Source organism: Microbacterium sp. MYb62 (assembly GCF_002979475.1).
Lineage (GTDB): Bacteria > Actinomycetota > Actinomycetes > Actinomycetales > Microbacteriaceae > Microbacterium.
Map to the genome: position 1 here is coordinate 23199 of NZ_PCOY01000011.1, position 25638 is coordinate 48836.

Here is a 25638-nt window from a genome sequence, read left to right on the forward strand (position 1 = left end):
CGGGGGAAGCCGGGGGTCAGAGCGCCGCGAACGCCGATGCGGTGCGAGAAGGGCTGTACCCGAGCGCGACCGAGATCTCGTCGGCCGCTTCGATGAGCTGCAGGGCGAGCTCCTGGTGCGGCTCGTGCAGATCGAGCACGGAGAGGGGGCCGCTGGCCGAGATGCCGGCGACGATCTCACCCGCGCGGTTGCGGATCGGGGCGGCGATGCAGGCGCGTCCGAAGGCGAGCTCCTCGATCTCGGTGGCGTATCCGCGGCTGCGCGACTCGTCGAGCGCGACCTGCATGGCGTCGCGGTCGACGATGGTGTGCGGGGTGAAGCGCTGGGGCGTCTGCGCGAAGTACTCGTCGACCTGCTCGTCGGTCATGCCGGAGAGGAGCGCCTTGCCGATGCCCGTGGCATGCAGCGGACCGGTGCGACCGGCCATGGCGAACGACTTCGGCGCCAGCGACCCCTCGAAGTTGCAGAGGTAGGTGAAGGTGAAACCGGTGAGTTCGGCGACGTTCACGCCGATCTCGATCCTGCGGGCGAGATTCTGGGCGATCTGCCGCGAGGCACGGAAGATGGGGGACCCGTTGAGGGCGATCGTGCCCAGCGACACGGCGGCGGGACCCAGGCGGTAGAGCCCGGTGCGGCTGTCCTGCACCACGAACTTCATGCGGTCGAGCGCGGACATCATGCGGGAGACCGTGGACTGGCCGAGACCGGTGAGGGTGCAGAGCTCGGAGACCCTCAGCTCACCGGATTCCTCGGTGAAGCAGGCGAGCAAGGACATCGCCCGTTCGACGGTCTGCGTGCCGCCTACCGATTCCGATGCCATGGTGACTCCTCCTCATCGCTGCCGCCGCTCGTGCGACGCCGCGGCTGATCGCCGCTGCCAGTCATCCTATTGAGTGAAATGACTTCGAGCAACACAAATGTGGGTGTCTTATGCATTTTGTGGATTTAGCATCCGCATTGTGGTTAACTGGCCGCACGTCGACGTCGACGACTGTGACGACGACGCGCAGGGCCCCTCGCGGGTCGTCTCTACTGGAAAGTGACTGCAATGCAACAAGCCATACTCGAGCGGCCCGCAGAGAGCGAGCAGAAGGCCGTCGAGCCCCGCTCCGGGCGACGCTCCACGCTGGGCGCGAAGGATCGCACCTTCGGTTTCATGATCGCACTTCCCGCGGTCCTCCTCTTCCTCGTGATCGCGATCTTCCCCCTCGTGTCGAGCATCTTCACGAGCCTCTTCGACCAGTCGCTCCTGCGCCCGGAGCGCACGTTCGTCGGTCTGGACAACTACGCCGCCGTCTGGGAGGAGTTCTTCGCCCGGCTCGGCACGACCCTCGTGTTCGCGTCGCTCTCCACGGTCTTCCCCCTCGTGCTGGGCGTGGCACTCGCCCTGCTGCTGAACGCCCGTATGCGCGGACGCAACATCCTGCGCGGCGCCCTCATGCTGCCGTGGCTGCTTCCCGGTGTGGTCGTCTCCTTCCTCTGGGCGTGGATCTTCAACGACAGCTACGGCGTCGTGAACCACGTGCTCTCGGTCTTCGGCCTGCCGGAGGTCAGCATGCTCGGCACCCCGACGGGTGCGATGGCCGCCGTGGTCATCGCCAAGACCTGGCACTCCTTCCCGTGGATCATGGTCGTCGCCCTCGCGGTGCTCCAGACTCTGCCGAGCGAGCAGATCGAGGCCGCCACGATCGACGGTGCGACCCGCTCGCAGCGGTTCCGCCACATCTCGCTGCCGCACATCGCGGGCCCCGTCACCCTCGTCGCGGTGCTGGAGTTCATCTACAACTTCGGCAACTTCGACACGATCTTCGTCATGACCGGCGGCGGGCCCGGCAACTCGACCACGACGCTCGCGGTCAGCCTCTACGACCTGGCCTTTGGCAGCTACGAACTCGGCAAGGCGTCGGCCATGGGCACGCTCTGGCTCGTCCTGCTCGCGATCATCACGACCGGATACCTGTTCCTCAACCGACGGCTGGAGAAGTGATGCGCCGTAGTCGCGATGTGGGGGAGTCGATCATCCGCCCCCACCTGTCCATCCCGGGGCGCGTCCTGCTCCTGCTGCTGGCGCTGTTCGGTCTGCTGCCGGTGTACTGGCTCACGGCGACCGCGTTCACGAAGAAGGAGGACGTCTTCTCGCTGGACCGTCCGTTCTTCCCGGTCGACCCGACGTTCGAGAACTTCATCGGTTTCTTCCAGAACGACCTGCTGCTGAAGAACCTCCTCAACAGCATCATCGTCTCCACCGGCACCGCCCTGCTCGCGGTCCTGGTCGGCGGTCTGATGGCGTATTCGCTGTCGAAGTTCCGCTACCGCGGCCGCAACGCCGTCATGTTCATGTTCCTCATCGGCCAGCTGATCCCCGGTGCCCTGCTGCTCATCTCGCTGTACCTGATGCTGAGCTCCGCCGGGCTGCTGTACACCTACACGGCCCTGATCATCTCGTTCACGACGTTCACGCTGCCGCTCGCGGTGTTCCTGCTGAAGGGCATCATCGACGCACTCCCCGACGACATCCTCGAGGCGGCGAAGGTCGACGGGCTCTCGCGCACGGGCACGATGTTCCGCATCGTGTTCCCGCTCGTGGTCCCCGGTCTCATCACCGCGGGGATGTTCGCCTTCATGCGCGGCTGGAGCGACCTGCTCTTCGCGCTCACGCTCGCGGGTCCCGACAAGCAGACACTGCCGGCTGGTCTGACCCAGGCCTTCATCCGTGAGGGCACGGCCGACTGGCCTGCGCTCATGGCGGCGTCGCTCATCACCTCGCTGCCGCTCGTCATCATCTTCATCCTCCTGCAGCGCTACTTCGTCTCCGGCCTCGCCGCCGGAGCCGTCAAGGGGTAGCCATGCGTCACCTGAACAGCTCTCCCCCCATCACCTCGAAGGAGCAGTCTCCATGACCATCTCGAACTCACAGCTGAGCCGCCGAGCCTTCCTCGGAGGCGGCACCGTGCTCGCCGCATTCGGCGCTCTCGCGCTCGCCGGCTGCGCGACGCCCGCCGCGCCCGGTGCCGGTGCCGGTGCGACGGCGAACGCCGCGACCAAGGCCAAGACCATCAACTTCTACGGCAACTCGCTCGGCGAGGAGGCCCTGAAGTCGGCATGGCAGGGGATCCTCGACGGCTTCTCGAAGCAGGAGGGCGTCACGGTCGCCCCGGTCATCTACCCGTACGACCAGGCTGCCACGCAACTGGCCCTGACCGGACGCTCCGGCAACCTGATGGGTGTCGGGCAGTCGGGCGGGTGGCAGGTGCTCACCCCGATGAACGTGCTCGCCGACCTCACCGACCTCGCGAAGGGCCTGGGCATCCCGCAGGGCGTGCTCGACTCCTACACGATGGACGGCAAGCTGCTCGTGCTGCCGTTGACGGCTGCGGGCATCGGCATCATCACCAACGGCGAGATCGCGAGGAGCGTCGGCATCAAGTCGGGTATGACCGTGGAGCAGTTCGCCACCGCGCTCGAGAAGATCAAGAAGCAGGACTCGTCGCTGATCCCCTACGCGGCGGTCACCAAGAACCCGGACCTCAAGGACGCCGTGCCGTGGATGTGGGGCTTCGGCAGCGACGTCGTCACCGACGACCTGAAGTGCACCCTGGGCGACGCCGAGAGCGTCAAGGCGGTCACCTGGTACAAGTCTCTCCAGGATGCCGGCCTGACGCAGACGAACGTGGCGCGCAGCGATGCCCGCATCCTGTTCGCGAGCGGCCGGGCGGCCCTGTACGACGATGCTCCGCTCGCGTCGACCTTCGTCAAGACGAACGGCGCCGCTCAGAACATCATCGACAACATCGGTGCCATCTCGCGCCCGACCGCCGGTGGCAAGGAGTCCTTCAACCGGGCCTGGGGCAGCGGGGTGTTCGCGACAGCGGGCGAAGGAGAGCTCACGAGCCGTGACTTCATCCTCTACGCGGCGACGAACGTCGAGGCGGCCACCGCGCTGTACGAGAACTCCGCGGTCGCTCCCGCCGCCAAGAGCGTGGCGGACAAGATCCCGGCTCTCGCGGCGGACAAGTTCCAGGGTGCCTTCCGCACCGAGGTCTCCGAGCATGCTCGCGGTGCGGCATGGGACCGGGTCGCGGTGACCGCCCAGATCGATGCGGCGATCGGCGCAGGGGTCGCGACGATCCTCGCCGGTCAGGTCGAGGCGCAGGCGGGCCTCAACGCGCTGAAGAAGGAAGTGCAGGGCCTGCTCGACGCCAACGCCTGAGCTGCGCGTCCTCTCGAATCGCCTGAAAGGCCGCGTTCTCCTCCCGGATGCCGCCATTCAGGCGATTCGAGCGTCTCCCTCGGGGCCGAGGGCAGAGCAAGAAGGCCGCGTCCCGAGAGGGGACGCGGCCTTCTTCGTAGAGCGTGCGGCTCAGAGCCAGCGTTCCCGCAGCACTGGCTTGAGCCAGGCGGCCGGCGACGAGATCGACAGACCGCCGTCGACGGCCAGCGACGTGCCGGTGACGAAAGACGCGGCATCGGAGGCGAGGAACGCCACGACGGACGCGACCTCCTCCGGGCGGCCGATGCGTCCGAGCGGGTAGCCCTCGCTCTCGCCGGTATCGACGGCAGAGATGCTGCCCGGCTGCACGGCGTTGACGCGGATGCCGCGGGGGCCGTAGTCGAGCGCGAGCTGCCGCACGAGGCCGTCCACGCCCGCCTTGGCCGCTGCGTACGCAGGCAGGGCGGGGGCGGCGAGCGACGAGTTGACGGAGGTCACGGCGACGATCGACGATCCGGCGGCGAGGCGGGGGAGCGCCGCCCGCGCCACGAAGAACGCCGAGTCGAGGGTGGCACCCAGGGCGCCGCGCCAGTCCTCATCGCTCGTGGCCTCGGCGCGGCCGATCGGCATGCGCCCGGCTGCGAGTACCACGACGTCGAGTCGACCGAGCGTCTGCTCCGCATCCGCGACGGCGCGGTCGGCGGATTCCGGACGGCTGCAGTCCGCGACCAGGTACCTCTCGAAGACCTGATCGGCGGAGTCCTCGAGCCCCACCCCGACGACGGCGTCTCCGCCGTCGACGAAGGCGCGGGCGATCGCGAGCCCGATGTCGGAGCTGCCGCCGATCAGCAGCACGCCGCGGCGGGTCATACGCGCATCCTGGAGGGGATCGGCGGCAGGGCGAGCTCGTCGATCACGAGCTTGACCGATGCGCGGCTGCCGGCGTCCAGGCGCGACGCCGGATAGCGGACCGTCGCGTGGTCGATCACGCCGCGCGCGACGAGGATCTCCTTGTGCACCGCCCACGCGATGCCGCCCTGCAGACCGATGAGCACGAGAGGGAGCATACGACGGAACTCTGCGCGCGCCTCATCGACGCGCCCCTCGAGGAACTGCGTGAGCACGGGACCGAGGAGGTCGGGGAACTCGCAGGCCGGCATCGTGCCGACGGCGCCCCTGGCGTACTCCTCCAGGCAGAACTGCGCGTTCTGTCCGCCGAGCACGGCGAATCCCGGGTCGTCGATGGCCGAGACGACGGCGCCGACCTTGGGGGCGGTCGGCGGCGCTTCGACCTTGACGGAGTCGACGCCGTCGAGGCGGGCGATCTCGGCGATCAGCGCCGGAGCCATCACGACGCCGGTGACGCCGGGGGCATCCTGCACCATGACCGAGAGGGAGGTGGCGGCGGCGACGTCGCCGTAGAAGTCCACGAGAGTGCCGGCCGGGGGCTTCACCATGAACGGCGGGAGGACCATGAGGGCGTCCGCGCCGCCCTCTTCCGCGAGGAGGGCCTGCTCGATCGAGGTCGCCGTGGAGGTGCCGTTGACGCCGGCGATCACGGGGATCCGGCCGTCGACCACGCGGACGACATCGTCCAGGATCGTGCGGCGCTCCGCCGTGGTGAGAGCGAAGCCCTCGCTCGCCATGCCGAAGACGGCGACGCCGTCGACTCCGGAGTCGAGCTGGAACTCGACCAGTCGGCGCAGGCTCTCACGGTCGAGGGCGCCCGACTCGTCGAAAGGAGTCGCCAGGATGGGCATCAAGCCGTGGAGTGTCGGAGCCATCAGCTGTTTCCCCGCTTCATCATCGTGTGTCCACATTTCTCGCAAGTGTTATGCATATTGTGAGATAGTCTGCCACATAACGGTTACGAGCTACCAGTGAAGGATGACCCGGATGCCGCACACCCCGACTGCCCGAACCGTCGAGATCCTCTCCGACGCCCGCTACGTCCAAGCCGAGTCTCCGCGGTGGGACGGCCGCGACGGGGGGCTCGCCTGGATCGACATGGCGACGGGTTCGCTGCATCGCGGCCGCATCGAAGACGGGAAGGTCGTCCCGGAGACGGCGATCATCATCGGTGCGCAGATCGGTGCTCCCGTCCCCCTCTCGCAGCCGGGGGCGGGCTGGCTGGTCGGCGTCGACCGCCGCGTGGTGCACGTGAGCGACGACGGCGTCATCTCTCCCCTCACGGACGACATCGCCGGGCCGGGGGACTACATGAACGACGGGGGCGGCGATCCGTCCGGGCGCTTCTGGGTAGGCAGCCAGTCGATGCCGCGCGACCCGCACTGCACGCTGTGGAGCATCGAGCCCGACGGGGAGCCGATCGCGCGCCTCGACGGGGTGACGGTGTCGAACGGCCTCGCGTTCGACCGCACCGGCTCGACCCTGTATTACATCGACACGCTCCCGCACCGCAGCATCGAGGCGTTCGACGTGGCGCCGGACGGAGAGCTCTCGAACCGTCGCACCGTGTGCCGGGTCGAGGGCGGCAACCCCGACGGCATGGCGATCGACCTCGACGGCATGCTCTGGGTCGCGGTCTGGGATGCCGCCGAGGTGCGTCGCTACTCGCCAGGGGGTGAGCTCCTCGAGACGATCGGGCTCCCCGCGAGGCGGCCCACCGCCGTGGCACTCGTCGATCGGCTGCTCGTGGTCACGACGGCCAGCATCGGGCTCGCCGATCCCGCCCACGCCGACGGCGCGCTGCTCGGCGTGCAGGTCGACGTCGGCGGCGCACCCGCGTTCCCCTGGGGTGGGACCGCACCGAACGTGGGCGAGGTCGGCTCCGTCGAGAGGGAGGCGCTGTGAGCGCCGTCGACAACGCGCAGCTGCAGGAACGGCTGCGCAGCACGCGGCTCGTCGCGATCCTTCGCGGAACGGACGTCGACGCCACGGTCGCCGCGGCGCGCACGCTTCTGGGCGCGGGCGTCCTGGCGCTGGAGATCGCGCTCACTCTGCCGGATGCCGTCGAGGCGATCGCCCAGGTGGTGCGGGATGCGCCGGAGGACGCGCTGATCGGCGCGGGCACGGTGCTCGACGAGGCCGATGTCGAACGGGCGGTCTCCGCCGGCGCGCAGTTCATCGTGACGCCCACGCTCAGCGCTTCCGTGCCCTTTGCGGTGAGCCAGGGCATCGGTGTCCTTCCTGGCGTGTACACACCCACCGAGATCCAGCGAGGCCACGACCTCGGCAGCGCGGCGGTGAAGCTGTTCCCCGCGTCGGCGCTCGGCCCCGGTTTCCTCCGTGCCGTACGCGACCCCTTCCCGCAGGCGCGGATCATCCCCGTCGGAGGAGTGGGCGTCGACACCGTGGGCGCGTATCTCGCCGCCGGCGCCTTCGGCATCGGCGTGGGGGGACCTCTGGTCGGCGATGCCGCGAGCCCCGGGGGCGACCTCGATGCGCTCGCTGTTCGCGCGAGGGCGTTCGTGGAGGCCGTTCATACCGGCTGACCCGCGCACTCCTGGGGTCCTGTGCGCCGCGCCTGTGCGCCGCGGGGACCTCGATCATCGTGGTGACGCATGAGTCGGCGGTGGCGCCGCGGTGGCACGGCGCACGACGCGACGGCTGCGCCTCGGCGGTCTGTCCGATATCGAGGTCGACGGCACCACCGTCCGCATCGGCGGCGGTGCGGTCTGGGGCGACGTGGCCACCGTCCTCGCCGCGCACGGACTCGCGATCAGCTCCGGCGACACCGCATCGGTCGGGGTCGGAGGGCTCACGCTCGGTGGGGGCATCGGGTGGATGGCGCGTGCGTGGGGCCTCGCCGTCGATCAGCTGATCGGAGCGCAGGTCGTCACGGCGACGGGCGAGGTCGTCGAGGCGTCGGCGGCGTCGAACCCCGACTTGTTCTGGGCGCTGCGCGGTGGGGGAGGCAACTTCGGTGTGGTCACGCGCTTCGATTTCGCCGCGCACCCGCTGTCCGGCATCGCCTTCGCCGAGAGTGTGATCGACAGCGACCCGGCCACTGTGCTGCGCGCCGCGAGAGAACTGCTCCGAGACGCGCCCCGGGAGCTCACGGTCACCTACATGGATGTGCCGCCGATGGACCCGAGCGCGCCGGCCGGGGCGCGGCTGAGCGCCGTGTGGTCAGCACCGGAACCCGACCGGCTGCGCGCCGTGCTGGAGCCGATCTCCACCCTCCACGGGGTGCGGACCACGGTCACGACACCCGCATATCGTGAGGTGCTGCTGGAGATGCCGGAGCCCGAGGACGACGAGTCGGCCGCGCCTCCGGGGTTCATCGGCGGAAATGGGCTCTACGCCGAGCTCGACGATGCCCTCCTCGCGCGACTCGTGGCCTTCCGGGAGGCGTATCCGGCATCCGTCGTCTTCCTGCGGTCCCTGGGCGGGGCCGTCCGCGATGTGGCGCAGGAGGACACCGCGTTCCCCGCCCGCGCAGCGAACTGGTTCGTGCTCGCGGGGGCCTTCGACATCCCCGGCATGATCGACGAGGAGACCCGCGCAGCGATCGAATCCGACTGGCGGGAGATCGAAGCCGGTCGTCTCGCGGAGTACGGCAACTTCGCCGACACCGAACGGCCGGAGGCCGTACCCGGAATGTTCTCGGAGGCAGGGTTCGCGCGGTTGCGCGCGACGAAGGCGGTGTGGGATCCGCAGAATCTGTTCCGTCGCAATCACAACGTCGTCGTGTGACGCGCGAAGGGCCGAGAACCTCGCGGTGCCCGGCCCTTCGCGGTGAGACGTCAGTGCGTGTCTTCGGCCTCGATCTCGGTGCGGTCGCCCGACCACAGCGTGTGGAACGTGCCCGGCTTGTCGATGCGCTTGTAGGTGTGCGCACCGAAGAAGTCACGCTGACCCTGGACGAGAGCGGCCGGAAGGCGGTCGGCGCGGATGCCGTCGTAGTACGACAGCGACGACGAGAACGCCGGGGCCGGGATGCCCGCCTGAGCCGCCGTGACGACGACACGACGCCACGACGCCTGGCCGCGCGTGAGCGCATCGACGAAGTACTGCGCGGTCATCAGTACCGGGAGCTCGGGGGTCGCCGCATAGGCGTCGGCGATGCGGTTGAGGAACTGCGCGCGGATGATGCAGCCGCCGCGCCAGATCTTCGAGATCGCACCCAGGTCGATGTTCCAGCCGTATTCGGCCGCACCCGCGCGGATCTCGTCGAAGCCCTGCGAGTAGGCGACGATCTTCGACGCATAGAGTGCCAGACGCACATCCTCGATGAACTGTTCGGTGTCTTCGGCCGAGACCGCGAACTCCTCGTCGGGGCCGGGGAGCACACCGGCGACGGCGCGCTGCTCGGGGTGCGAGGAGAGCGAGCGGGCGAAGGTCGCCTCGGCGATACCCGAGACGGGGACGCCGAGCGAGAGCGCGGTCTGCACGGTCCAGGCGCCGGTCCCCTTGGCTCCGGCCTGGTCGAGGATGACGTCGACGAGCGGCTTGCCCGTCTCCGCATCCATCTGGCGGAGCACCTCGGCGGTGATCTCGATCAGGTACGACTCGAGCTCGCCCTTGTTCCACTCGGCGAAGATCTCGGCGATCTCGGCGGGGGACTTGCCCGTGCCGCGGCGGATGAGGTCGTAGGCCTCGGCGATCAGCTGCATGTCGGCGTACTCGATGCCGTTGTGCACCATCTTGACGAAGTGGCCGGCGCCGTCGTGGCCGACGTGCGTCACGCACGGCTCGCCCTCGGCGATCGCCGCGATCGACTTCAGGATCGGTCCGAGCGTGATCCACGACTCGTCCGAGCCGCCGGGCATGATCGAGGGGCCGGTGAGGGCGCCCTCCTCGCCACCGGAGATGCCGGCGCCGACGAAGTTGATGCCGGTCTCGCGGACGGCCTTCTCGCGACGGATGGTGTCCGGGAAGTACGCGTTGCCGCCGTCGACGATGATGTCGCCCGGCTCGAAGACCTCGACCAGCGAGTCGATCACCGCATCGGTGGGGCCCCCGGCCTTGACCATGATGATCGCGGTGCGCGGCTTCTGCAGCGAGTCGGCGAACTCCTGGTAGGTGTGGGCCGGGACGAATCCGGCCTCGGGGTGCTCGTCGAGGAGGGTCTGGGTCTTCTCGTAGCTGCGGTTGAAGATCGCCACCGTGTTGCCCTCGCGGCTGGCGAGGTTGCGGGCGAGATTCGATCCCATGACGGCGAGTCCGACGACTCCGATGTTCGCTGATGCTTCGGGCACAGAAGGCTCCTCGATCGTGAAGAAGGGGTGGTTTCAGCGTATCGCTGTACGGGAGGTCAGTGGCCACCTGTGTCGCGGGTGGCGATGAAGCGCCGTGCCACGGCGATGTCGCGATCTCCGAGACCCGCGGCGACGAGCTCGTCGAAGGCCGCGCGCAGGGTGGGCAGCAGGACGGGGGAGGTCCCCGTGGCGTCCGCGATGTCGGAGGCGAAGCCGAGATCCTTCACCATGTACTGCGCGATGCCGCTGGGGGAGTCATCGCCGGTCACGAGCTTCTCCCGCCGGCTGTCGAGCAGGCGCGAGCCGGCGTATCCGCCCGAGAGCAGCGACCAGAGCGCATCGAGGTCGAGCCCCGAGCGGTCGGCGAGCACGGTGGCCTCGCCGAGCGCCAGGATCGTCGCGGAGACCACGAGCTGATTGCAGGCCTTGGCGACTTCGCCGGCGCCGAGCGGTCCGAGCAGGACAGGGGTCCCGCAGGGGGCGAGCACATCGGCAGCGAGGGCCGCATCCTCGGGGTCACCGCCGAGCATGATCGAGAGGGTTCCGGCCCTGGCTCCATCCTCGCCGCCGGAGACCGGGCAGTCCACGACGCGCACCTTGCCGCCCGTCCGGGCGCCGACCCGCTCCGCGAGTGCGCGGACGGCGGGAGCCGAAGATGTGGAGCCGATGAGGATGAGCAGGTCGCCGGGGTCGGCGAGCAGACCGTCCGGACCGTCGAGCATGGCTTCGAACGGAGGGAGATCCGGCAGCATCATGAGCAGGACGTCTACTCTGGAGGCGAGTTCGCGCGGCGTCTCCGCCCAGGAGGCTCCGGCCGCCAGCAGCTCCGGCTGCGGGCGGCGGGCGTGGATGACGAGCCTGCCGCGTGCGGCCAGCAGATGCTCGGCCATGGGGCGGCCCATGGCGCCGAGACCCACGGCGCCGACGGTGACGGATGAGATGCTCATGCGCACACGGTAGCAACAATCCAACCCAGAGAACAGTGTCCAACAGAATGGATCTGAGCTATGGTGAGGAATCCAAGAACTCCCGAGGAAGGGATCAGCATGACGGGGACCGAGAAGAAGCTGCGCGCCGTCGTGGCGGTGCCGCTGCGGGAGGACCTGTGTCGGCTGATCGAAGAGCTCGAGCCGCGCGTCGAGGTGGTCCGCGACCACTCGCTGATGGCTCCGATGCGCGGGCCGGCGGATTGGTCGGGCGACCCGGAGTTCACCCGTGCCCCCCGTGAGCAGCAGGCCTTCGAGGAGTTGGTCGACTCGGCTGACGCGCTCTTCGGGATCCCCGACGTGGATGCCGCAGCGCTGGCTCGCACCGTGGCCGCGAACCCGCGCCTGCGCTGGGTCATGACGACCGCCGCAGGTGGCGGGGCGTCGGTGAAGGCGGCAGGTCTGGATCGGGCCGCCCTCGACCGCGTCGTGTTCACCACCAGCGCCGGCGTGCACGGCGGCCCGCTCGCCGAGTTCGCGGTGTTCGGGGTGATGGCGGGGGCGAAGAACCTCCCGCGCCTCCTCGCCGACCAAGGCACGCGCACCTGGCCCGACCGCTGGGAGATGCGCCAGCTCGACGAGATGACCGTGCTGGTCGTCGGTCTGGGGGGCATCGGAGCGGAGTGCGCGCGGCGCTTCCACGCGCTGGGCGCCAGGGTCTGGGGCACGACCCGATCGGGAGAACCGGTGGCCGGGGTGGATCGCCTGGTGCCGCTCGATGAGCTGATCGACGCCGTCGCACACGTCGACGCGATCGTCGTCACGCTGCCGGGCACGGCGCAGACCCACCATCTCATCGGCACCGACGTGTTCGACGCCGTGCGGCCCGGCGCGATCATCGCCAATGTGGGCCGTGGCACCGTGATCGACGAGACCGCCCTGCTCGGGGCGCTCGACGACGGCCGCATCGCCTTCGCCGCGCTCGACGTCTTCGAACAGGAACCCCTCGATGACGCGTCTCCGCTGTGGACGCATCCGAACGTGCTCGTGAGCCCGCACACCGCGGCTCTCAGCTCGAAGGAGGAGGAGCGCATCGCCCGCCGCTTCGCGGAGAATGCGGCGCGCCTGCTCGATGGCGAACCGCTGAGCGCCGTGGTCGATACGGTCGAGTTCTACTGATCAGCCGCGGGCGCTCGACCGCCTGCGGCGCACCGGACGGCGGAGGGCGCTGCCATGGATGACGACACCCGCGAAGGGCGCGATCCGGCGCCTGCCGTGACCAGGAGCATCCGTCTGCTCGGCATCCTCGCGGAGGCCGGGGCGCCGCGCACGCTCACCGAGCTCGCGGGGGACCTGGGACTGGCGAAGTCGTCGACGGCGAACCTGTGCCTCGCGCTGGAGGCGGGCGGCATGATCGACCGCACCGCCCAGGGATATCGTCTCGGCGTGCGCACCGCGGAGCTCGGGGGCGCCTTCGCGGCGCAGTTCAACCAGGTGCGAGAGTTCTACAGCGTGTGTGAGGCTTCGCCCCGCCTGGCACCCGAACTCGTCCAGGTCGCGATGCTCGACGGCACCGATGCGCTGTACCTCGCCAGGCACGAGGGCTCGCGCTCGCTCCGTCTGGGAACTCCTCTGGGCTCGCGGCTGCCGGCGCCGCTGTCGGCGACCGGGCGTGCGCTGCTGGCGGCGATGAGCGACGAGGAGGTCATCGAACTCCTCGGGGAAGACGCCGTCTTCCCGCAGCTCACCGAGCGCAGCGCGACCACGATGGCGGGGCTCCTCGAGGTGCTGGCCACGGCCCGCCGTCGCGGCTGGGCGCTGGATGCGGAGGAGTCGTTCCGTGGCATCGTGGGCGTCGCCGTCCCGCTCGAGGGGTGGGCGCCGACTGACCCTCCGCTCGCTCTCGGGGTGGCGATCCGCGCCGCCGAGGCCGATTACGAGCGCATCGAGCGCGTGGGGGAGGCTCTGCGCGAGGCCGCCGCGGCGCTGACGAACCCGTTCAGCTCCGCCGCACGCCGCTGAGGGCACGGGCCCGCTCGGCCCGCAGCAGGCGGCGCCCACCGGGCGCAGGGGGCGGTTCCGCATCCGCGTGCACCCGCGCGCGCACAGCCGGTCCAAAGGGTTGAACGCAATCCAACAGGCTGGTACAGTCGGGTTCACGCCGCAGGCGAAGCCGATCGAAGGAGATGGCCGTGACCGACCCCCGCACCTCAGCCCGAGCAGTGTCCGATGACCCGGAATATGCGGCGAACCTGCGCCGCGCGACACTCGCGTCGAGCATCGGCAGCGCGTTGGAGTACTTCGACTTCGCGCTCTACGGCCTCTCGACGGCGCTGATCTTCAACGTCCTGTTCTTCCCCCAGGACGACCCGGCCATGGCCACGGTCGCCGCGTTCGCGACCTTCGGCGTCGGGTTCCTGGCGCGTCCGTTCGGCGGCCTGTTCTTCGGCGTCCTGGGTGACAAGCTCGGCCGCAAGTGGGTCCTGGTCGCGACCATCGTGCTGATGGGGGGAGCCTCCACCGCGATCGGCCTCCTGCCCACCTACGCCGCGATCGGCGTGTGGGCGCCGATCCTGCTGGTGCTGATGCGGCTGCTGCAGGGCTTCGGCGCCGGTGCCGAGCAGGCGGGAGCGACGGTGCTGATGGCCGAGTACGCGCCGGTGAAGCGTCGCGGCTTCTTCTCGGCTCTGCCGTTCGTCGGCATCCAGGCGGGCACGCTGCTCGCCGCGGTCGTCTTCGGCTTGATCACGCTGCTCCCCGAGGATCAGCTGCTGAGCTGGGGATGGCGGGTGCCGTTCCTCGCCTCCTTCGCGCTGATCCTGCTCGCGCTGTTCATCCGGATGCGGCTGCGCGAGACCCCGACGTTCATCGAGCTCGAGAAGCACGAGCAGGTCGCCGACCGCCCGATCAAGGAGATCTTCACGCACGGGCTGCCCGGCGTCATCGTCGGAGTCGGCCTGCGGATGGCCGAGAACGGCGGCTCGTACATGTTCCAGACGCTCGGTCTCGCGTTCTTCGTCACCGTGGTCGGCGACAACGCCGACAAGAGCCTGCTCACCTGGGGTGTCACCCTCGGGTCGCTGATCGGCGTCTTCTCCGTGCCGTTCACCGGACACCTCTCCGACCGCTTCGGGCGGCGGACGGTGTACCGGTTCGGAGCGGTCTTCATGCTGGTCTACACGTTCCCCGCCTGGTGGCTGCTGTCGCTCGGCAACTACGCCGTGGCCATCGGCGTGATCGCGATCGGCATCGGCGTCGCCGTGAACAGCATGCTCGGACCGCAGTGCGCCATGCTCCCCGAGCTCTTCGGCAACCGTCACCGCTACCTGGGCGTGGCGATGGCCCGCGAGATCTCTGCGGTCCTCGCCGGCGGTCTCGCCGGAGTCCTCGGCGCCTATCTGATCGCGGTGAGCGACGGCAACTGGGTGCTCCTGGCCATCTACATGGCCGTGCTCGCCCTCATCACCACCGCGTCGACGTTCCTCGCTCCCGAGACCCTTCGCCGCGACCTCACCCGTGTCGACGACGCGATCAAGGTCTCGCGCGACGAGGGCGGCGATGACGTGTTCGCCACCACGGTCTCGATCAAGGCCGTCGGACGATGACCGTGCTGCTGCCTGCGGGACTCGCCGCCTTCGACCTGACGGGGCGCACCGCGCTCGTCACGGGATCGAGTCAGGGGATCGGCAGGACGCTCGCCGAGGGACTCGCCGGTGCGGGTGCGACCGTGATCGTGCACGGGCGGGATGCCGCGAAGGCGCAGGCGTCGGCGGGCGAGATCGCTCGGGTCACGGGGTCCGTCGTGCACAGCGTCGTCTTCGACGTGACGGATGCCGCGGCGGTGGATGCCGGCATCAGCGAGGTCGAGCATCTGATCGGCACCCCCGACATCCTGGTGAACAACGCCGGGGTCCAACGCCGCGCGCCGATCGCGGAGTTCGCGGACGACGACTGGGACGCGCTCGTGCAGACCAACCTCTCCAGTGTCTTCCACCTGTCGCGGCGGGCCGCGGCGGGGATGATCGCGCGCGGCTCGGGCAAGATCATCCAGATCGGCAGCGTGCAGTCGCAGCTCGCCCGTCCCTCGATCGCGGCGTATTCGGCGACCAAGGGGGCGATCGTGATGTTCACGAAGGGACTGTGCGCCGACCTGGCTCCGCACGGCATCCAGGCGAACGCGATCGCTCCCGGCTACTTCGCCACCGAGCTCACGCAGGCGCTCGTCGCCGATGAGCAGTTCTCGGCGTGGGTGCGCGGGCGCACGCCCGCCGGCCGGTGGGGCGACACGCGCGACCTCGTCGGCGCACTGGTCTTCCTCGCGAGCGGTGCGAGCGACTTCGTCAACGGGCAGACCCTGTTCGTCGACGGCGGCATGACGGCGGTGGTCTGATGCGTCTCGGTCGCATCGCCACGTCCGACGGCCCCCGCTGGGTCCGCGAGACGGCAGCGGGACCGGTGCCGATCTCCGACCCCTTCGCGGCCTTCGCCGAAGGCCGCGATCCGCGCGATGAGGGCGACGTCATCGAGGGAGCGCTGCTCCCGCCGGCCGATCCTGTCGTGGTCATCGGCATCGCCCAGAACGGGCCGGGACACGTCTCGCCGGTGCAGGCCTGGCTGAAGAGCCCGAGGACCGTGATCGGCGGCGGCGCCGAGGTCGCGCTGCGTCGCGATGCCGGTGGACAGATCGCCGAAGGGGAGATCGCGGTCGTGATCGGCCGGTCGACCGTCGGTCTGACCGTGCAGAACGCGCATGAGTACGTGCTCGGCGTCACCGCGGTGAACGATCTCTCCAGCCCGGAGCGCGCAGAGTTCGATCCACGCAACTTCGAGTCGAAGTCCGGAGTGGGGTACACACCGCTCGGGCCGTGGATCGACACCGACGCCGGGATCGACGATGTGGGTCTGGAGGTCGAGGTCGACGGACGTCTCGTGGCCGAGACCGGAAGCCGGCAGCTGCCCGTGTCGATCAGGGAGTGCCTCGCGTATGTGACCGGATGGTCGCCGCTCGGACCGGGCGACGTGGTGATGACCGGGGCTCCGCACTCGCAGGCGCCGGTGTGCCCTGGACAGCGCGTGACGATCAGGGTGGCCGGAATCGAGTTGGTCACCGCATTCGCGTGACCGAGGAAGGAGCACGGTGGACAATCTCGCCGTGGTGGCGCACGCCGCCGAAGATCTGCGGATCGAAGACATCGGCACCCCGATGCCCCGAGCTGACGAGGCTGTCGTGGCCATCGCGTACGGCGGCATCTGCGGATCTGACCTGCACTACTGGCGACATGGAGCCGCGGGTGCCTCCGTCCTGCGCGAGCCGATGATCCTGGGGCACGAGGTGTCGGGCGTCGTCGTCACTGCCGCAGCCGATGGCTCGGGCCCTTCCACCGGCACTCCCGTGGCGGTCCATCCGCTCACCCCGCACGGCGACGGTCGCACCCCCTGGCCGGCCGAGCACCCGAACCTCGCCCCGGCCTCGACCTATCTCGGCTCCGCGATGCATCTGCCGCACACCCACGGCGCATTCGCACGTCGCGTGGCATTGCCGGGACGCATGGTGCACGCCCTTCCCGCCGGCCTCGATCTGCGGACGGCGGCGTTGGCCGAGCCGGCGGCCGTCGCCTGGCACGGCCTGCAGCGCGCGGGCGACGTGCGCGGGCGCAGCGTGGTCGTGATCGGCGCCGGACCCATCGGCCAACTGGTCGCCGCCGTGGCCCAGCGCAGCGGTGCGGCCTCCGTGACCGTCACCGACCTGCAGCAGCGACCGCGGGAGATCGCCGGTGCGCGCGGAATCCGCGCGATCGACGCCCGGGCGGAGCAGGAGATCGCGGACCTGCATGCCGACGTCGTCGTCGAGTCGAGTGGCACCGTGCCGGGTCTCGCCGCTGCGGTCTCCGCCGCCGTCCGCGGCGGCATCGTGGTGCTGCTGGGGCTGCAGCGCGGGGGAGAGGTTCCGGCGCCGATGGCGACCGCGATCACTCGGGAACTCACGCTGCGGGGGTCCTTCCGGTTCGGCGCGGAGTTCGACGCGGTCATCGCCGCTCTGGCCGACGGCAGCCTCGACGTCCGCGGTATCATCAGCGAGGTGCTGCCGGTGGACGATGCGCTCGACGCGTTCGCCCTGGCCGCCGATCCTGCGAGCTCCTGCAAGGTGCTCATCGACTTCGGCCGGGAGATCTGAGTATGCGCATCGTCGTGATGGGGCCGAGCGGTTCCGGAAAGTCGACCGTCGGCGCGTTCCTCGCCGATGCCGTGGACGCCCGGTTCATCGATGGCGACGATCTGCACCCCGCAGTGAACGTGCGCAAGATGGCGGCGGGTACCCCGCTGGATGACACGGACCGGCTGCCCTGGCTCCGCCTGGTCGGCGAGACGCTGCAGACGGAGGATCGGATCGTCATCGCCTGCTCCGCCCTCCGACGCGTCTACCGTGACGTCATCAGGGAACAGGCGCCCGACGCGTTCTTCGCGGAACTCGCGATCGGTCGGGCGGTGCTCGAGGAACGCATGCGGGCGCGCTCCGACCATTTCATGCCGCCTGCGCTTCTGCAGTCGCAGCTCGAGACGCTCGAATCCCTCGACGAGGACGAGCAGGGCATCCGCATCGACGGATCAGCGGATGTGCGAACGGCCGCCGAGAGGATCGCTGCGGCGGCGCAACCGGCACGCTGAGCGTGCGGTCGCCGGGACGTCAGTCCTTGCGGTAGCCGGAGCGTCCCATGGCGAACAGCGCGATGAACGACGTGACCGCGGCGCACACGGTCATGGCGCCGATCAGCCAGAGGAGTGCGTGCGAGAGGAAGGCGCCGTCGAGCATGGGGAGTTCTCCGTGTTCTGCAGAAAAGGACCGGTGTCATCAGCCTATCGGGTCATCCGGTACCATTGAGGCTGTACCTCGGCGAGGGATGCTTCTGCGCGTGCGCGAACATCCGTTATCGACGCGGCGAAGCAAGCCCGGTGGCTTTCCTCCTGCGTCAGCGAGTTCGAAAATTCCAAGACCACCGCGCGGCGCCTTCGCTGCGTGCCCCGAAGGAGAACCCCATGTCTGAAGACACCAAGGTCCAGGCCGAGCTCCGCGAGAGCTTCGGCAAGGGCTTCGCCCGCCGCCTCCGCGCCGCCGGCAAGATCCCCGCCGTCATCTACGGCCACGGCACCGAGCCGGTGCACGTCGCGCTGCCGGGCCACCAGGTCTCGCTCATCATCCGTCGCGCCAACGCGCTGCTCGAGCTCGACATCGAGGGCAAGGGCCAGCTCGCCCTCGTCAAGGATGTCCAGCGCGACCCGGTGCACCAGATCATCGAGCACATCGACCTGCTCGTCGTGAAGAAGGGCGAGAAGGTCGCCATCGACGTCCCGATCGTCGTCACGGGCGAGTCCGCGTCGGGCACCATCGTGAACCTCGACGCGACCACGCTGTCGATCGAGGCCGAGGCCACGCACATCCCGCAGAACATCGAGGTCTCGGTCGAGGGCCTGGAAGAGGGCGCGCACATCACCGGCGCCGACGTGAAGCTCCCCAAGGGCTCCACGCTGCTCTCCGACCCCGAGGTCCTCGTCGTCGCGATCTCCGTCCCGGCTGCACCCACCGAGGATGACGCCGCGGCCGACGCCGAGACCGCCGAGACCGCCGAAGAGGCCGCCGCGGAGTGATCTCCGGCTGATTCATCACAGAGGGGACGCGATCCGATCGCGTCCCTTCTGTCGTATCCTGACCGAGGCGGCGCGCCCCGGGCAGGGAGAGGACGACGACATGGCATCGACCTGGCTCGTGGTGGGACTCGGGAATCCCGGCCCGCGATACGAGAGCACCCGGCACAACATCGGCCAGATGGTCGTCGACGAGATTGCCGCGCGACGCAGCGAGGCGTTCCGCGAGCACAAGGGCGGTGCGCGCGTCGTCGAGACGTGGTTGCGTCCCGGAGCGGACAAGCTGGTGCTCGCCAAGCCGAACACCTTCATGAACGTCTCCGGCACTCCCGTGGCGGCCCTGGCCCGGTTCTACTCGGTCCCCTCCGAGCAGGTCGTCGTCGTGCATGACGAGCTCGACATCCCGTTCGACACGGTCAAGCTCAAGACCGGGGGCGGACATGGCGGGCACAACGGCGTGCGGGATGTCGCGCGCGCGCTGGGCACAGCGGACTTCCCGCGGGTGCGGGTGGGCATCGGCCGCCCGGTCGGGCGCCAGGATCCTGCGGACTGGGTGCTCGCGCCTTTCGGGAAGGACGAACGACCGAATCTGCCGATCCTCATCTCGGATGCCGCCGACGCGGTCGAGATGCTCGTGGCCGAAGGACTGCTCGCCGCACAGCAGAAGCATCACGCGCCGCGCTGAAGCAGCGGCCGTCACGGCCGGACCGCAGCCGGTCAGGCGGTGAAGGCCGCGAAACCGGCCGCGCTGCCCGCCACGAGGGCGATGACGAGCACGACGAAGAAGATCGCCGAACCGATCACGGCGACGACGAGGGCGGCGATGCCGGCGCCGCGCCCCTGCTTCTTGCGGATGGCGATGATGCCGAGCACGATCGCGGCGATGCCGAAGACGGTACCGGCCCAGAACGACAGCTCCGTCCACAGCACCTGATCGCGTGCGGGGGCGAGGACGCTGAGGTCATCCGCGGTCACGCTCGCGCCCTGGGGGAGGACCCGTCCGATCTCGAAGGCGTTGATGCCGGCGATGAGGGGCGTCACGATCGCGGCGATGAGGGCGAGGATCAGGGCGAGCATCCCGGGGAATCCGGAGGGGCGCGTCGTGGTGTCGGGAACCGTGTAGGCACCTGCCGGTGCGTCATAGCCGCCGACCGGCACCTGGTAGGCCCCGGGAGGGGCTGCCGGATAGCCGGACGCGGGAGGAGCCGCCGGGTACCCGGGAGCGGAAGGGACTCCCTGGGAGGTCGGGGAGGTCGGATACGCCGGCACGGCCGGGGGCGCTGCGGGCGCCGGGTACCCGGGCGCTGCCGGGAGTGCGTCGCTCCCCGGGGCGGCAGGCGCATGCGGCGCGGCGAATGCCGGGGGCGGCGGAACCGCGTCGAACGGCGCTGCGGGCGCAGAGGTCACGGGTGGCACCGGCGTCTCAGGTGTCACGGCGCCGGACGGGGGAGGCAGCTGGGGATCAGTCACGCCCCCATCCTAAGGTGCGGCTCAGACGCGCCGGAGCAGTCCCACGCGGTCGTACACGTCCGACAGGGTCGCGTCGGCGACGGCGTCGGCGCGCGCGGCGTTCTCGGCCAGGATGCGGTCGAGTTCGGCAGGATCGTCGAGCAGTTCGAGCGCCCGCGTCCGCACCGGCTCGAACTCGTTCACGACGACCTCGGCCAGGCCCTTCTTGAAGTCGCCGTATCCGCGTCCCGCGTACTCGTCCTCGATCGCGGCGACCTGACGGCCGGTGAGGGCGGCGTAGATCGTCAGGAGGTTGGAGACGCCGGGCTTGTTCTCCCGATCGAAGTGCACCGAGCCTTCGTTGTCGGTCACCGCTCGCATGACCTTCTTCGCCGACTTCGCCGGGTCGTCCAGCATCCACAGCACGCCTGCATCGCTCTCCGCCGACTTCGACATCTTGGCGGTCGGGTTCTGCAGGTCGTAGATGCGGGCGGTCTCCTTCTGGATGACCGGCATCGGCACCGTGAAGGTCTCGCCGAACCGCGAGTTGAAGCGCTCCGCCAGGTCGCGCGTGAGCTCGACGTGCTGCTTCTGGTCGTCGCCCACCGGCACCACATCGGTCTGGTAGAGCAGGATGTCTGCGGCCATGAGAACCGGGTACGTGAACAGTCCGACGCTCGTCGACTCTGCGCCGTAGCGGGAGGACTTGTCCTTGAACTGCGTCATCCGGCCGGCCTCGCCGAAGCCCGTGATCGTGCTGAGGATCCACGCGAGCTCGGCGTGCGCGCGCACGTGCGACTGCACGTACAGCGTCGACAGCGAGGGCTCGATGCCCGCGGCGATGTACTGCGCGGCCGTGCGGCGCGTCTTCTCACGCAGCTCCGCCGGGTCCTGGGCGACCGTGATCGCATGCAGGTCGACGACGGAGAAGTATGCGTCGTATGACGTCTGCAGCTCTCGCCACTGGAGCAGCGCGCCGATGTAGTTGCCGATCTGGAGAGAATCGGCGGAGGGCTGCATTCCGGAGTAAAGGCGAGGTTTCGTCACCGTTCAATCCTATGGGGTGCGTGCGGTGCCCCTACGATGGGCGCATGGCGTCCGAATCCCCTCGCTCCCGGCCGCGAGGGGACGGAGCGCTCTACGTCGAGATCCTCATCCGCGCGACCATCGACGAGGTGTGGCGCCTCACACAGGACCCCGCCTCCCACGTGCGCTGGGATGCGCGATTCAGCGATATCGTCCCGCAGCGCACCAGAGCGGACGGCGCGCAGGACTTCCGTTACGAGCTCGACCTCGGTGTGCACACCATCCGCGGCACCGGCGTCTCGCTCGCGACGAAGGAGAGCCCCTCGGGCGAGCGGACCTCCGCGCTGCTCTTCGATACCGACGACGCGCTGTCGCCGCTCGGCGCCGGGCGCGGCTACTGGCGCTATGTGCCGACCGAGGAGGGCGTCCGGTTCCTCACCGGCTACGACTACGTGCCAGGGTGGGGATGGCTCGGGCGGGTGCTCGATCCGGTGATCACCCGGCGCTTCATCTGGTGGCTCACGGCGCGCAGCTTCGATCGTCTGCGGCTGTGGGCGGAGGAGGGGATCGCACCGGAGGACGCCAGCGGGTGGCGGTCGTTGCGCCGTGGACACCGGCCTCGCGCACGGAACTGCCTGTCGCGACCTCCTCGACGCACCGGCCGCACGATCATGGCGGACGCACCGGAATCGCTCGAGGAGATCGCATGACGAGGGGGAACGGGATCTTCGAGCGCGTGCTCGGAGACGACTTCGGGAGGCTCCATCCGCAGTTGCAGCGCCGCTTCGGCGTCGGCGTCGACGCGGGCTACGGCTGCATCGGGCGCGGGGTGATGACGCAGGTGCGTCGAGGCCCGTGGTGGACGCTGCCCTTCCTCCTGATCGGCACGTTCCGCAACATCCTGTTCCCCGAGCGTGGGCGCGATGTGCCCTTCCGGATCGACAACCACGCCTACGTCGACGACTTCGGGCGCGAGACCGTGACCTTCGTGAGGACGATGGACGTGCGCCCCGGCCGCAGACGCCGTTTCGACGCGACCATGATCTACAGCGATGCGCGTCGGCGGGTGGTCGACTACCTGGGGACGCACCAGCACCTCGCGGTCGACCTCGACCTGGCCGTCACCGACGACGGCGGGCTTCTCCTCACCTCGGGCGCACAGCGCTTCTATGAGGGGCGCCTCGCCTTCCGGTTCCCGATGCTGTTCAGCGGACGCGCCCGGCTCCTCGAGCGCTACGACGACGCGCAGGAGCGCTATCTGATCGACCTCGAGATCCACAACGACGTGTTCGGATTCCTGTTCGGCTACCAGGGGACGTTCACGTGCGAGTTCGTCGACGGGCCGGCGCCCGCGACCGTGAAACCGTACCGCGAGGAGATACGGGAGTGATCGCTCGAGGAGAAGCGTTCCTCGAAGCGCTGGGGGAGGAGGCGGAGCGACTCCACCCCGAGATCCTCGCGCAGATGCGCGTGGCGGCGGAGAGTGACAGCGCCGAGGGCGTCTTCGAGGTCGCTGGGAGCCGGTTCGGGCGCCTCGCCGGTCTCGCCTCTCCGGTGGTCGGGCCCGGTCTGCTCGTGACGCGGTTCGCACGCGACGTCCCGTTCCGGATCGACACCGTGTCCGGGCGGACGCGCTCGGGGCGGGCGACGCTCGCCACGGTTCGTGAATTCCGCTTCCCCGGGGCGACCCAGCACGTCACGGATCGGCTCTTCGCGACGGGGCACCCCGGCATCGTGCAGAACGCCCTGGGCTCCCGGGGGCGGGTCGAGATGCTCGAGGAGTGCTCCGTGACCGACGACGGCGCGCTGCGCATGCGCACCCGTGCCGTCGCGCTGCGTCTGGGCGGATGCCGGATCGCGCTGCGCGGCATCCTCCGCATCGACGTCGATCTCGTCGACGGCTGGGACGAGGCTCGCCGCCGACGCACCATCGAGATGCGCGCGACGAGCCCCGTGCTCGGGACGGTCATGGAGTATCGCGGGTGGTACCACCATGCGGAGGACGCCAGGTCGGACGTCACCGCCGCAGACGGGGGCGGCGCCCCCGTGCCCGCTCAGTACCGATAGTCGACGACGACGGGCGCGTGGTCGCTCCAGCGCTGGTCGTAGGCCGCGGCGCGGGCGACGTGATAGGTCTCGACGCGCTCGGCGAGCGCGGGCGTGGCGAGGTGGTAGTCGATGCGCCATCCGGAGTCGTTGTCGAACGCCTGACCGCGCATCGACCACCAGGTGTACGGGCCGTCGATCTCGCCGTGGAACTTCCGGCCGACGTCGATCCAGCCGAGACCGGTGCCCACCGTGCCGTCGACGCCGGACACCTCTGCGCCCGCTTCGCCGAGGAATCGATCGAAGTAGGCGCGCTCACGGGGGAGGAAGCCGGCCTTCTTGCGGTTTCCTCGCCAGTTCTTGATGTCGAGCTCGCGGTGCCCGACGTTGAGATCGCCCGTCACGAGAGCGAGCGCACCGTCGGCGCCGAGCTCGCCGAGCCGCGTCCCGAACGCGTCGAGGAACTTCCACTTCTCGTCCTGCTTCGGGGTGTCGGCCTCGCCGGAGTGCACATAGGCGCTCACGACGGTCAGCGGACGGTCGCCGATCACGTAGTCGGCCTCGATCCAGCGGCCCTTGGAGTCGAAGTCCTCGGGGCCGAGGTCGGTGCGCGAGGCCAGGGCCGGCGTGCGGCTCGCGATGGCGACGCCGGCACGACCCTTCGCCGTGGCCTCGTCGTGCACGAACGACCACCCGGGAAGGGCGGCCTCGAGGTGCTCGTCCTGCCCGCGGACCTCCTGGAGCGTGAGGATGTCGACGCCGGCGTCGTCCAGCCAGGAGCTCATCCCGTTGCGAGCCGCCGCTCGGATTCCGTTGACATTGACCGTGGCGATACGCAGATGAGGCATGGACACAAGCCTAACGAGCGCCGCCGACATCCCGTCCCTGGCGGTGCAGCTCTCCGAGCAGGCGTTGCGCGAGCGGAGTCGTCTGGTCGGCGGGCGGGGGAGGCGACGCCTCGAGATCCGCGAGCTCGTCCTCCGCCTCGCGCACGGCCCGCCCGGCGGTCCAGGCCCGGTACCAGGGAGCGCTCTGGCGGGCGGCGTGAGCCTCTCGCACGCGGATGCGCGCCGCCGTCAACAGCGTCTGATACTCGGCCACTCGCCGCTCGGCCTCCGTCAGCGGGAGCAGAGGCAGGTCGCGATCCTTCGCGGCGACCGCGATCCATGACGAGGCGACCAGCATCACGACGCCGTTGAGACGGAACCAGAGCAGCAGACCGATGAAGATCGCGAAGGTGGCGAGCAGCGGGTTGGAGGGCGTGTAGCTGAGCAGGAATCCTGCGCCGAACTGCAGGATGGTCATCGCGCCGCCCCCGAGGAGGGCGCCGGGCCAGATGGTGCGCCAGCGCAGCGACGTTCCCGTGAGGAACCGGACCATGGCCGCCAGTGCTGCCGACATGATCGCGAACGACACCAGCACGGTGCCGATGTGGATGCTGATGTTCACCCCGCTGGAATCGGACTCCCAGCCCAGCAGGCTGAGGATCCAGCTCAGCACGCCAGCGCTCGCGGAACTGAGCACCGAGCCGACGATGAGGGAGACGCCGAAGATCAGCGCCGCCAGCAGGTCGCGAGCCTTCAGGATCACGTAGCTGCGGCGGTCGGGCGGCAGACCGAAGATGTCCCTCGTCGCGCGCCGCGAGAAGGTGACCCAGCCGATCGCGGTCCAGATCACGGTTCCGAGCGCGATCAGACCCGTGACGCTCAGCACACCGGTCGTGCTCGCGGCGATCTCCTGCACCTGCTCCGGCGTGACCACGCCGCCCTGGCCCTCCGGAAGGATGAGGTTGGGGACGTAGCTGTTGATGATCTCGATCAGGCCGTTGACGGCCTCCTCGCTGCCGCCGAGCCAGAGCCCGGCGATCGCGAACGCGAGGTAGATCGCCGCGAAGATCGCGAACAGCGCCTGGTAGCTCACGCCGGCGGCGAGGAGGAATCCGTTGTGCTGCAGGAAATGACGCCAGACGCGGACGGGGAACAGGCCGAGGGTGCGCTGCGTCAGTGCGGTCGCGCGCTCGACGGCCGCATCGAGGCGACCGGGCTCGGTCGGGGAGCCATCGGGTTCAGACACGTCCCCACCCTATCCAAGGGGAGGTGAGGGGGAGAGCAGGCCGGAACGTGAGAACAGGCGGTCCCGCAAGGGAACCGCCTGTTCTCACGTTCCGGCCTGAACG

General features: G+C 69.6%; 28 protein-coding genes. 18 read left to right on the plus strand and 10 right to left on the minus strand.

The window, feature by feature from the left end; all coding sequences use genetic code 11:
* Positions 1 to 16: 16 nt before the first annotated feature.
* On the minus strand, positions 17 to 820 hold the full coding sequence (locus CQ042_RS12215; protein WP_105670755.1) for an IclR family transcriptional regulator: 804 nt from the start codon (positions 818 to 820) through the stop codon (positions 17 to 19).
* A 228-nt stretch (positions 821 to 1048) separates the two neighbouring features.
* On the opposite strand from CQ042_RS12215, the gene CQ042_RS12220 reads away from it, so the two are divergent.
* The 3 genes from CQ042_RS12220 to CQ042_RS12230 are packed head-to-tail and all read left to right on the plus strand — an operon-like array spanning position 1049 to position 4210.
* Positions 1049 to 1987, plus strand: coding sequence for a carbohydrate ABC transporter permease (locus CQ042_RS12220; RefSeq protein ID WP_105670756.1), 939 nt, complete (start codon positions 1049 to 1051; stop codon positions 1985 to 1987).
* Complete coding sequence (locus tag CQ042_RS12225; protein ID WP_105670757.1) at positions 1987 to 2844, plus strand: carbohydrate ABC transporter permease; 858 nt, start codon at positions 1987 to 1989, stop codon at positions 2842 to 2844. The genes CQ042_RS12220 and CQ042_RS12225 overlap by 1 nt, the downstream gene beginning before the upstream one ends.
* A 52-nt stretch (positions 2845 to 2896) precedes the next feature.
* Positions 2897 to 4210, plus strand: coding sequence for an extracellular solute-binding protein (locus CQ042_RS12230; protein WP_105670758.1), 1314 nt, complete (start codon positions 2897 to 2899; stop codon positions 4208 to 4210).
* Positions 4211 to 4360: 150 nt separating this feature from the next.
* Here CQ042_RS12230 and CQ042_RS12235 read toward each other — a convergent pair whose 3' ends face one another.
* Together CQ042_RS12235 and CQ042_RS12240 are read right to left on the minus strand one after the other, a co-directional pair.
* Positions 4361 to 5080, minus strand: a complete 720-nt coding sequence (locus CQ042_RS12235; RefSeq protein ID WP_181157553.1) for an SDR family NAD(P)-dependent oxidoreductase — start codon at positions 5078 to 5080, stop codon at positions 4361 to 4363.
* A complete protein-coding gene (locus CQ042_RS12240) occupies positions 5077 to 5994 on the minus strand; it encodes a dihydrodipicolinate synthase family protein (RefSeq protein WP_105670759.1) in 918 nt (305 codons plus the stop codon). The genes CQ042_RS12235 and CQ042_RS12240 overlap by 4 nt, the downstream gene beginning before the upstream one ends.
* Before the next feature lie 112 nt (positions 5995 to 6106).
* Between CQ042_RS12240 and CQ042_RS12245 the strand changes: the two genes are divergently transcribed.
* The 3 genes from CQ042_RS12245 (at position 6107) to CQ042_RS12255 (ending at position 8869) form a co-directional block, all read left to right on the plus strand.
* Entirely contained in the window at positions 6107 to 7024 is a 918-nt protein-coding gene (locus tag CQ042_RS12245; RefSeq protein WP_181157554.1) for an SMP-30/gluconolactonase/LRE family protein, read from the plus strand.
* The gene (locus CQ042_RS12250; RefSeq protein WP_181157555.1) at positions 7021 to 7665 is read left to right on the plus strand and encodes a bifunctional 4-hydroxy-2-oxoglutarate aldolase/2-dehydro-3-deoxy-phosphogluconate aldolase; all 645 of its coding nucleotides are present in this window, start codon (positions 7021 to 7023) and stop codon (positions 7663 to 7665) included. Before CQ042_RS12245 ends, CQ042_RS12250 begins: the two co-directional genes overlap by 4 nt.
* 91 nt (positions 7666 to 7756) lie before the next feature.
* Complete coding sequence (locus CQ042_RS12255) at positions 7757 to 8869, plus strand: FAD-binding oxidoreductase (RefSeq protein ID WP_105670761.1); 1113 nt, start codon at positions 7757 to 7759, stop codon at positions 8867 to 8869.
* Positions 8870 to 8919: 50 nt separating this feature from the next.
* Here the strand turns inward: CQ042_RS12255 and gndA are convergent, their stop codons facing one another.
* Together gndA and CQ042_RS12265 are read right to left on the minus strand one after the other, a co-directional pair.
* Positions 8920 to 10374, minus strand: coding sequence for an NADP-dependent phosphogluconate dehydrogenase (gndA, locus tag CQ042_RS12260; protein WP_105670762.1), 1455 nt, complete (start codon positions 10372 to 10374; stop codon positions 8920 to 8922).
* A 56-nt stretch (positions 10375 to 10430) separates the two neighbouring features.
* Positions 10431 to 11321, minus strand: coding sequence for an NAD(P)-dependent oxidoreductase (locus CQ042_RS12265; protein WP_105670763.1), 891 nt, complete (start codon positions 11319 to 11321; stop codon positions 10431 to 10433).
* Between the two features lie 99 nt (positions 11322 to 11420).
* Between CQ042_RS12265 and CQ042_RS12270 the strand changes: the two genes are divergently transcribed.
* The 7 genes from CQ042_RS12270 (at position 11421) to CQ042_RS12300 (ending at position 17966) form a co-directional block, all read left to right on the plus strand.
* Positions 11421 to 12479 carry a D-2-hydroxyacid dehydrogenase gene (locus CQ042_RS12270; protein WP_105670764.1) on the plus strand — a complete coding sequence of 353 codons (1059 nt, stop codon included), beginning with the start codon at positions 11421 to 11423 and terminating at the stop codon, positions 12477 to 12479.
* Between the two features lie 54 nt (positions 12480 to 12533).
* On the plus strand, positions 12534 to 13322 hold the full coding sequence (locus tag CQ042_RS12275; protein WP_105670765.1) for an IclR family transcriptional regulator: 789 nt from the start codon (positions 12534 to 12536) through the stop codon (positions 13320 to 13322).
* Positions 13323 to 13486: 164 nt separating this feature from the next.
* Entirely contained in the window at positions 13487 to 14905 is a 1419-nt protein-coding gene (locus CQ042_RS12280) for an MFS transporter (protein WP_105670766.1), read from the plus strand.
* A complete protein-coding gene (locus CQ042_RS12285; protein WP_105670767.1) occupies positions 14902 to 15690 on the plus strand; it encodes an SDR family oxidoreductase in 789 nt (262 codons plus the stop codon). Before CQ042_RS12280 ends, CQ042_RS12285 begins: the two co-directional genes overlap by 4 nt.
* Complete coding sequence (locus CQ042_RS12290) at positions 15690 to 16421, plus strand: fumarylacetoacetate hydrolase family protein (RefSeq protein ID WP_105670768.1); 732 nt, start codon at positions 15690 to 15692, stop codon at positions 16419 to 16421. The genes CQ042_RS12285 and CQ042_RS12290 overlap by 1 nt, the downstream gene beginning before the upstream one ends.
* A 16-nt stretch (positions 16422 to 16437) precedes the next feature.
* Positions 16438 to 17475 carry an alcohol dehydrogenase catalytic domain-containing protein gene (locus CQ042_RS12295; protein ID WP_105670769.1) on the plus strand — a complete coding sequence of 346 codons (1038 nt, stop codon included), beginning with the start codon at positions 16438 to 16440 and terminating at the stop codon, positions 17473 to 17475.
* 2 nt (positions 17476 to 17477) lie between these two features.
* Entirely contained in the window at positions 17478 to 17966 is a 489-nt protein-coding gene (locus CQ042_RS12300; RefSeq protein ID WP_258132241.1) for a gluconokinase, read from the plus strand.
* 19 nt (positions 17967 to 17985) lie between these two features.
* On the opposite strand, the gene CQ042_RS20710 is transcribed toward CQ042_RS12300, so the two are convergent.
* Entirely contained in the window at positions 17986 to 18111 is a 126-nt protein-coding gene (locus CQ042_RS20710) for a hypothetical protein (RefSeq protein ID WP_017828452.1), read from the minus strand.
* A gap of 224 nt (positions 18112 to 18335) precedes the next feature.
* Between CQ042_RS20710 and CQ042_RS12305 the strand changes: the two genes are divergently transcribed.
* On the plus strand, positions 18336 to 18944 hold the full coding sequence (locus CQ042_RS12305) for a 50S ribosomal protein L25/general stress protein Ctc (protein ID WP_105670770.1): 609 nt from the start codon (positions 18336 to 18338) through the stop codon (positions 18942 to 18944).
* Between the two features lie 100 nt (positions 18945 to 19044).
* Complete coding sequence (gene pth / locus CQ042_RS12310; protein WP_105670771.1) at positions 19045 to 19626, plus strand: aminoacyl-tRNA hydrolase; 582 nt, start codon at positions 19045 to 19047, stop codon at positions 19624 to 19626.
* A 32-nt stretch (positions 19627 to 19658) separates the two neighbouring features.
* Here the strand turns inward: pth and CQ042_RS20715 are convergent, their stop codons facing one another.
* Together CQ042_RS20715 and trpS are read right to left on the minus strand one after the other, a co-directional pair.
* Positions 19659 to 20411 (minus strand): hypothetical protein, encoded by a 753-nt coding sequence (locus CQ042_RS20715; RefSeq protein ID WP_258132242.1) that lies wholly within the window; start codon positions 20409 to 20411, stop codon positions 19659 to 19661.
* 21 nt (positions 20412 to 20432) lie between these two features.
* Positions 20433 to 21437, minus strand: coding sequence for a tryptophan--tRNA ligase (gene trpS, locus CQ042_RS12320; RefSeq protein WP_105670773.1), 1005 nt, complete (start codon positions 21435 to 21437; stop codon positions 20433 to 20435).
* 44 nt (positions 21438 to 21481) lie between these two features.
* Here trpS and CQ042_RS12325 point away from each other — a divergent pair, with 44 nt between their 5' ends.
* The 3 genes from CQ042_RS12325 to CQ042_RS12335 are packed head-to-tail and all read left to right on the plus strand — an operon-like array spanning position 21482 to position 23483.
* Positions 21482 to 22126 carry a hypothetical protein gene (locus CQ042_RS12325; protein ID WP_105670774.1) on the plus strand — a complete coding sequence of 215 codons (645 nt, stop codon included), beginning with the start codon at positions 21482 to 21484 and terminating at the stop codon, positions 22124 to 22126.
* Positions 22123 to 22806, plus strand: a complete 684-nt coding sequence (locus CQ042_RS12330; RefSeq protein ID WP_105670775.1) for a DUF4166 domain-containing protein — start codon at positions 22123 to 22125, stop codon at positions 22804 to 22806. Before CQ042_RS12325 ends, CQ042_RS12330 begins: the two co-directional genes overlap by 4 nt.
* On the plus strand, positions 22803 to 23483 hold the full coding sequence (locus tag CQ042_RS12335; RefSeq protein ID WP_105670776.1) for a DUF4166 domain-containing protein: 681 nt from the start codon (positions 22803 to 22805) through the stop codon (positions 23481 to 23483). The genes CQ042_RS12330 and CQ042_RS12335 overlap by 4 nt, the downstream gene beginning before the upstream one ends.
* On the opposite strand, the gene CQ042_RS12340 is transcribed toward CQ042_RS12335, so the two are convergent.
* Together CQ042_RS12340 and CQ042_RS12345 are read right to left on the minus strand one after the other, a co-directional pair.
* Positions 23471 to 24310: an exodeoxyribonuclease III gene (locus CQ042_RS12340; protein ID WP_181157556.1), complete on the minus strand. Its 840-nt coding sequence runs from the start codon at positions 24308 to 24310 to the stop codon at positions 23471 to 23473. The genes CQ042_RS12335 and CQ042_RS12340 overlap by 13 nt on opposite strands.
* A gap of 10 nt (positions 24311 to 24320) precedes the next feature.
* Positions 24321 to 25535 carry a YihY/virulence factor BrkB family protein gene (locus tag CQ042_RS12345; RefSeq protein ID WP_105670778.1) on the minus strand — a complete coding sequence of 405 codons (1215 nt, stop codon included), beginning with the start codon at positions 25533 to 25535 and terminating at the stop codon, positions 24321 to 24323.
* Positions 25536 to 25638 lie beyond the last annotated feature (103 nt).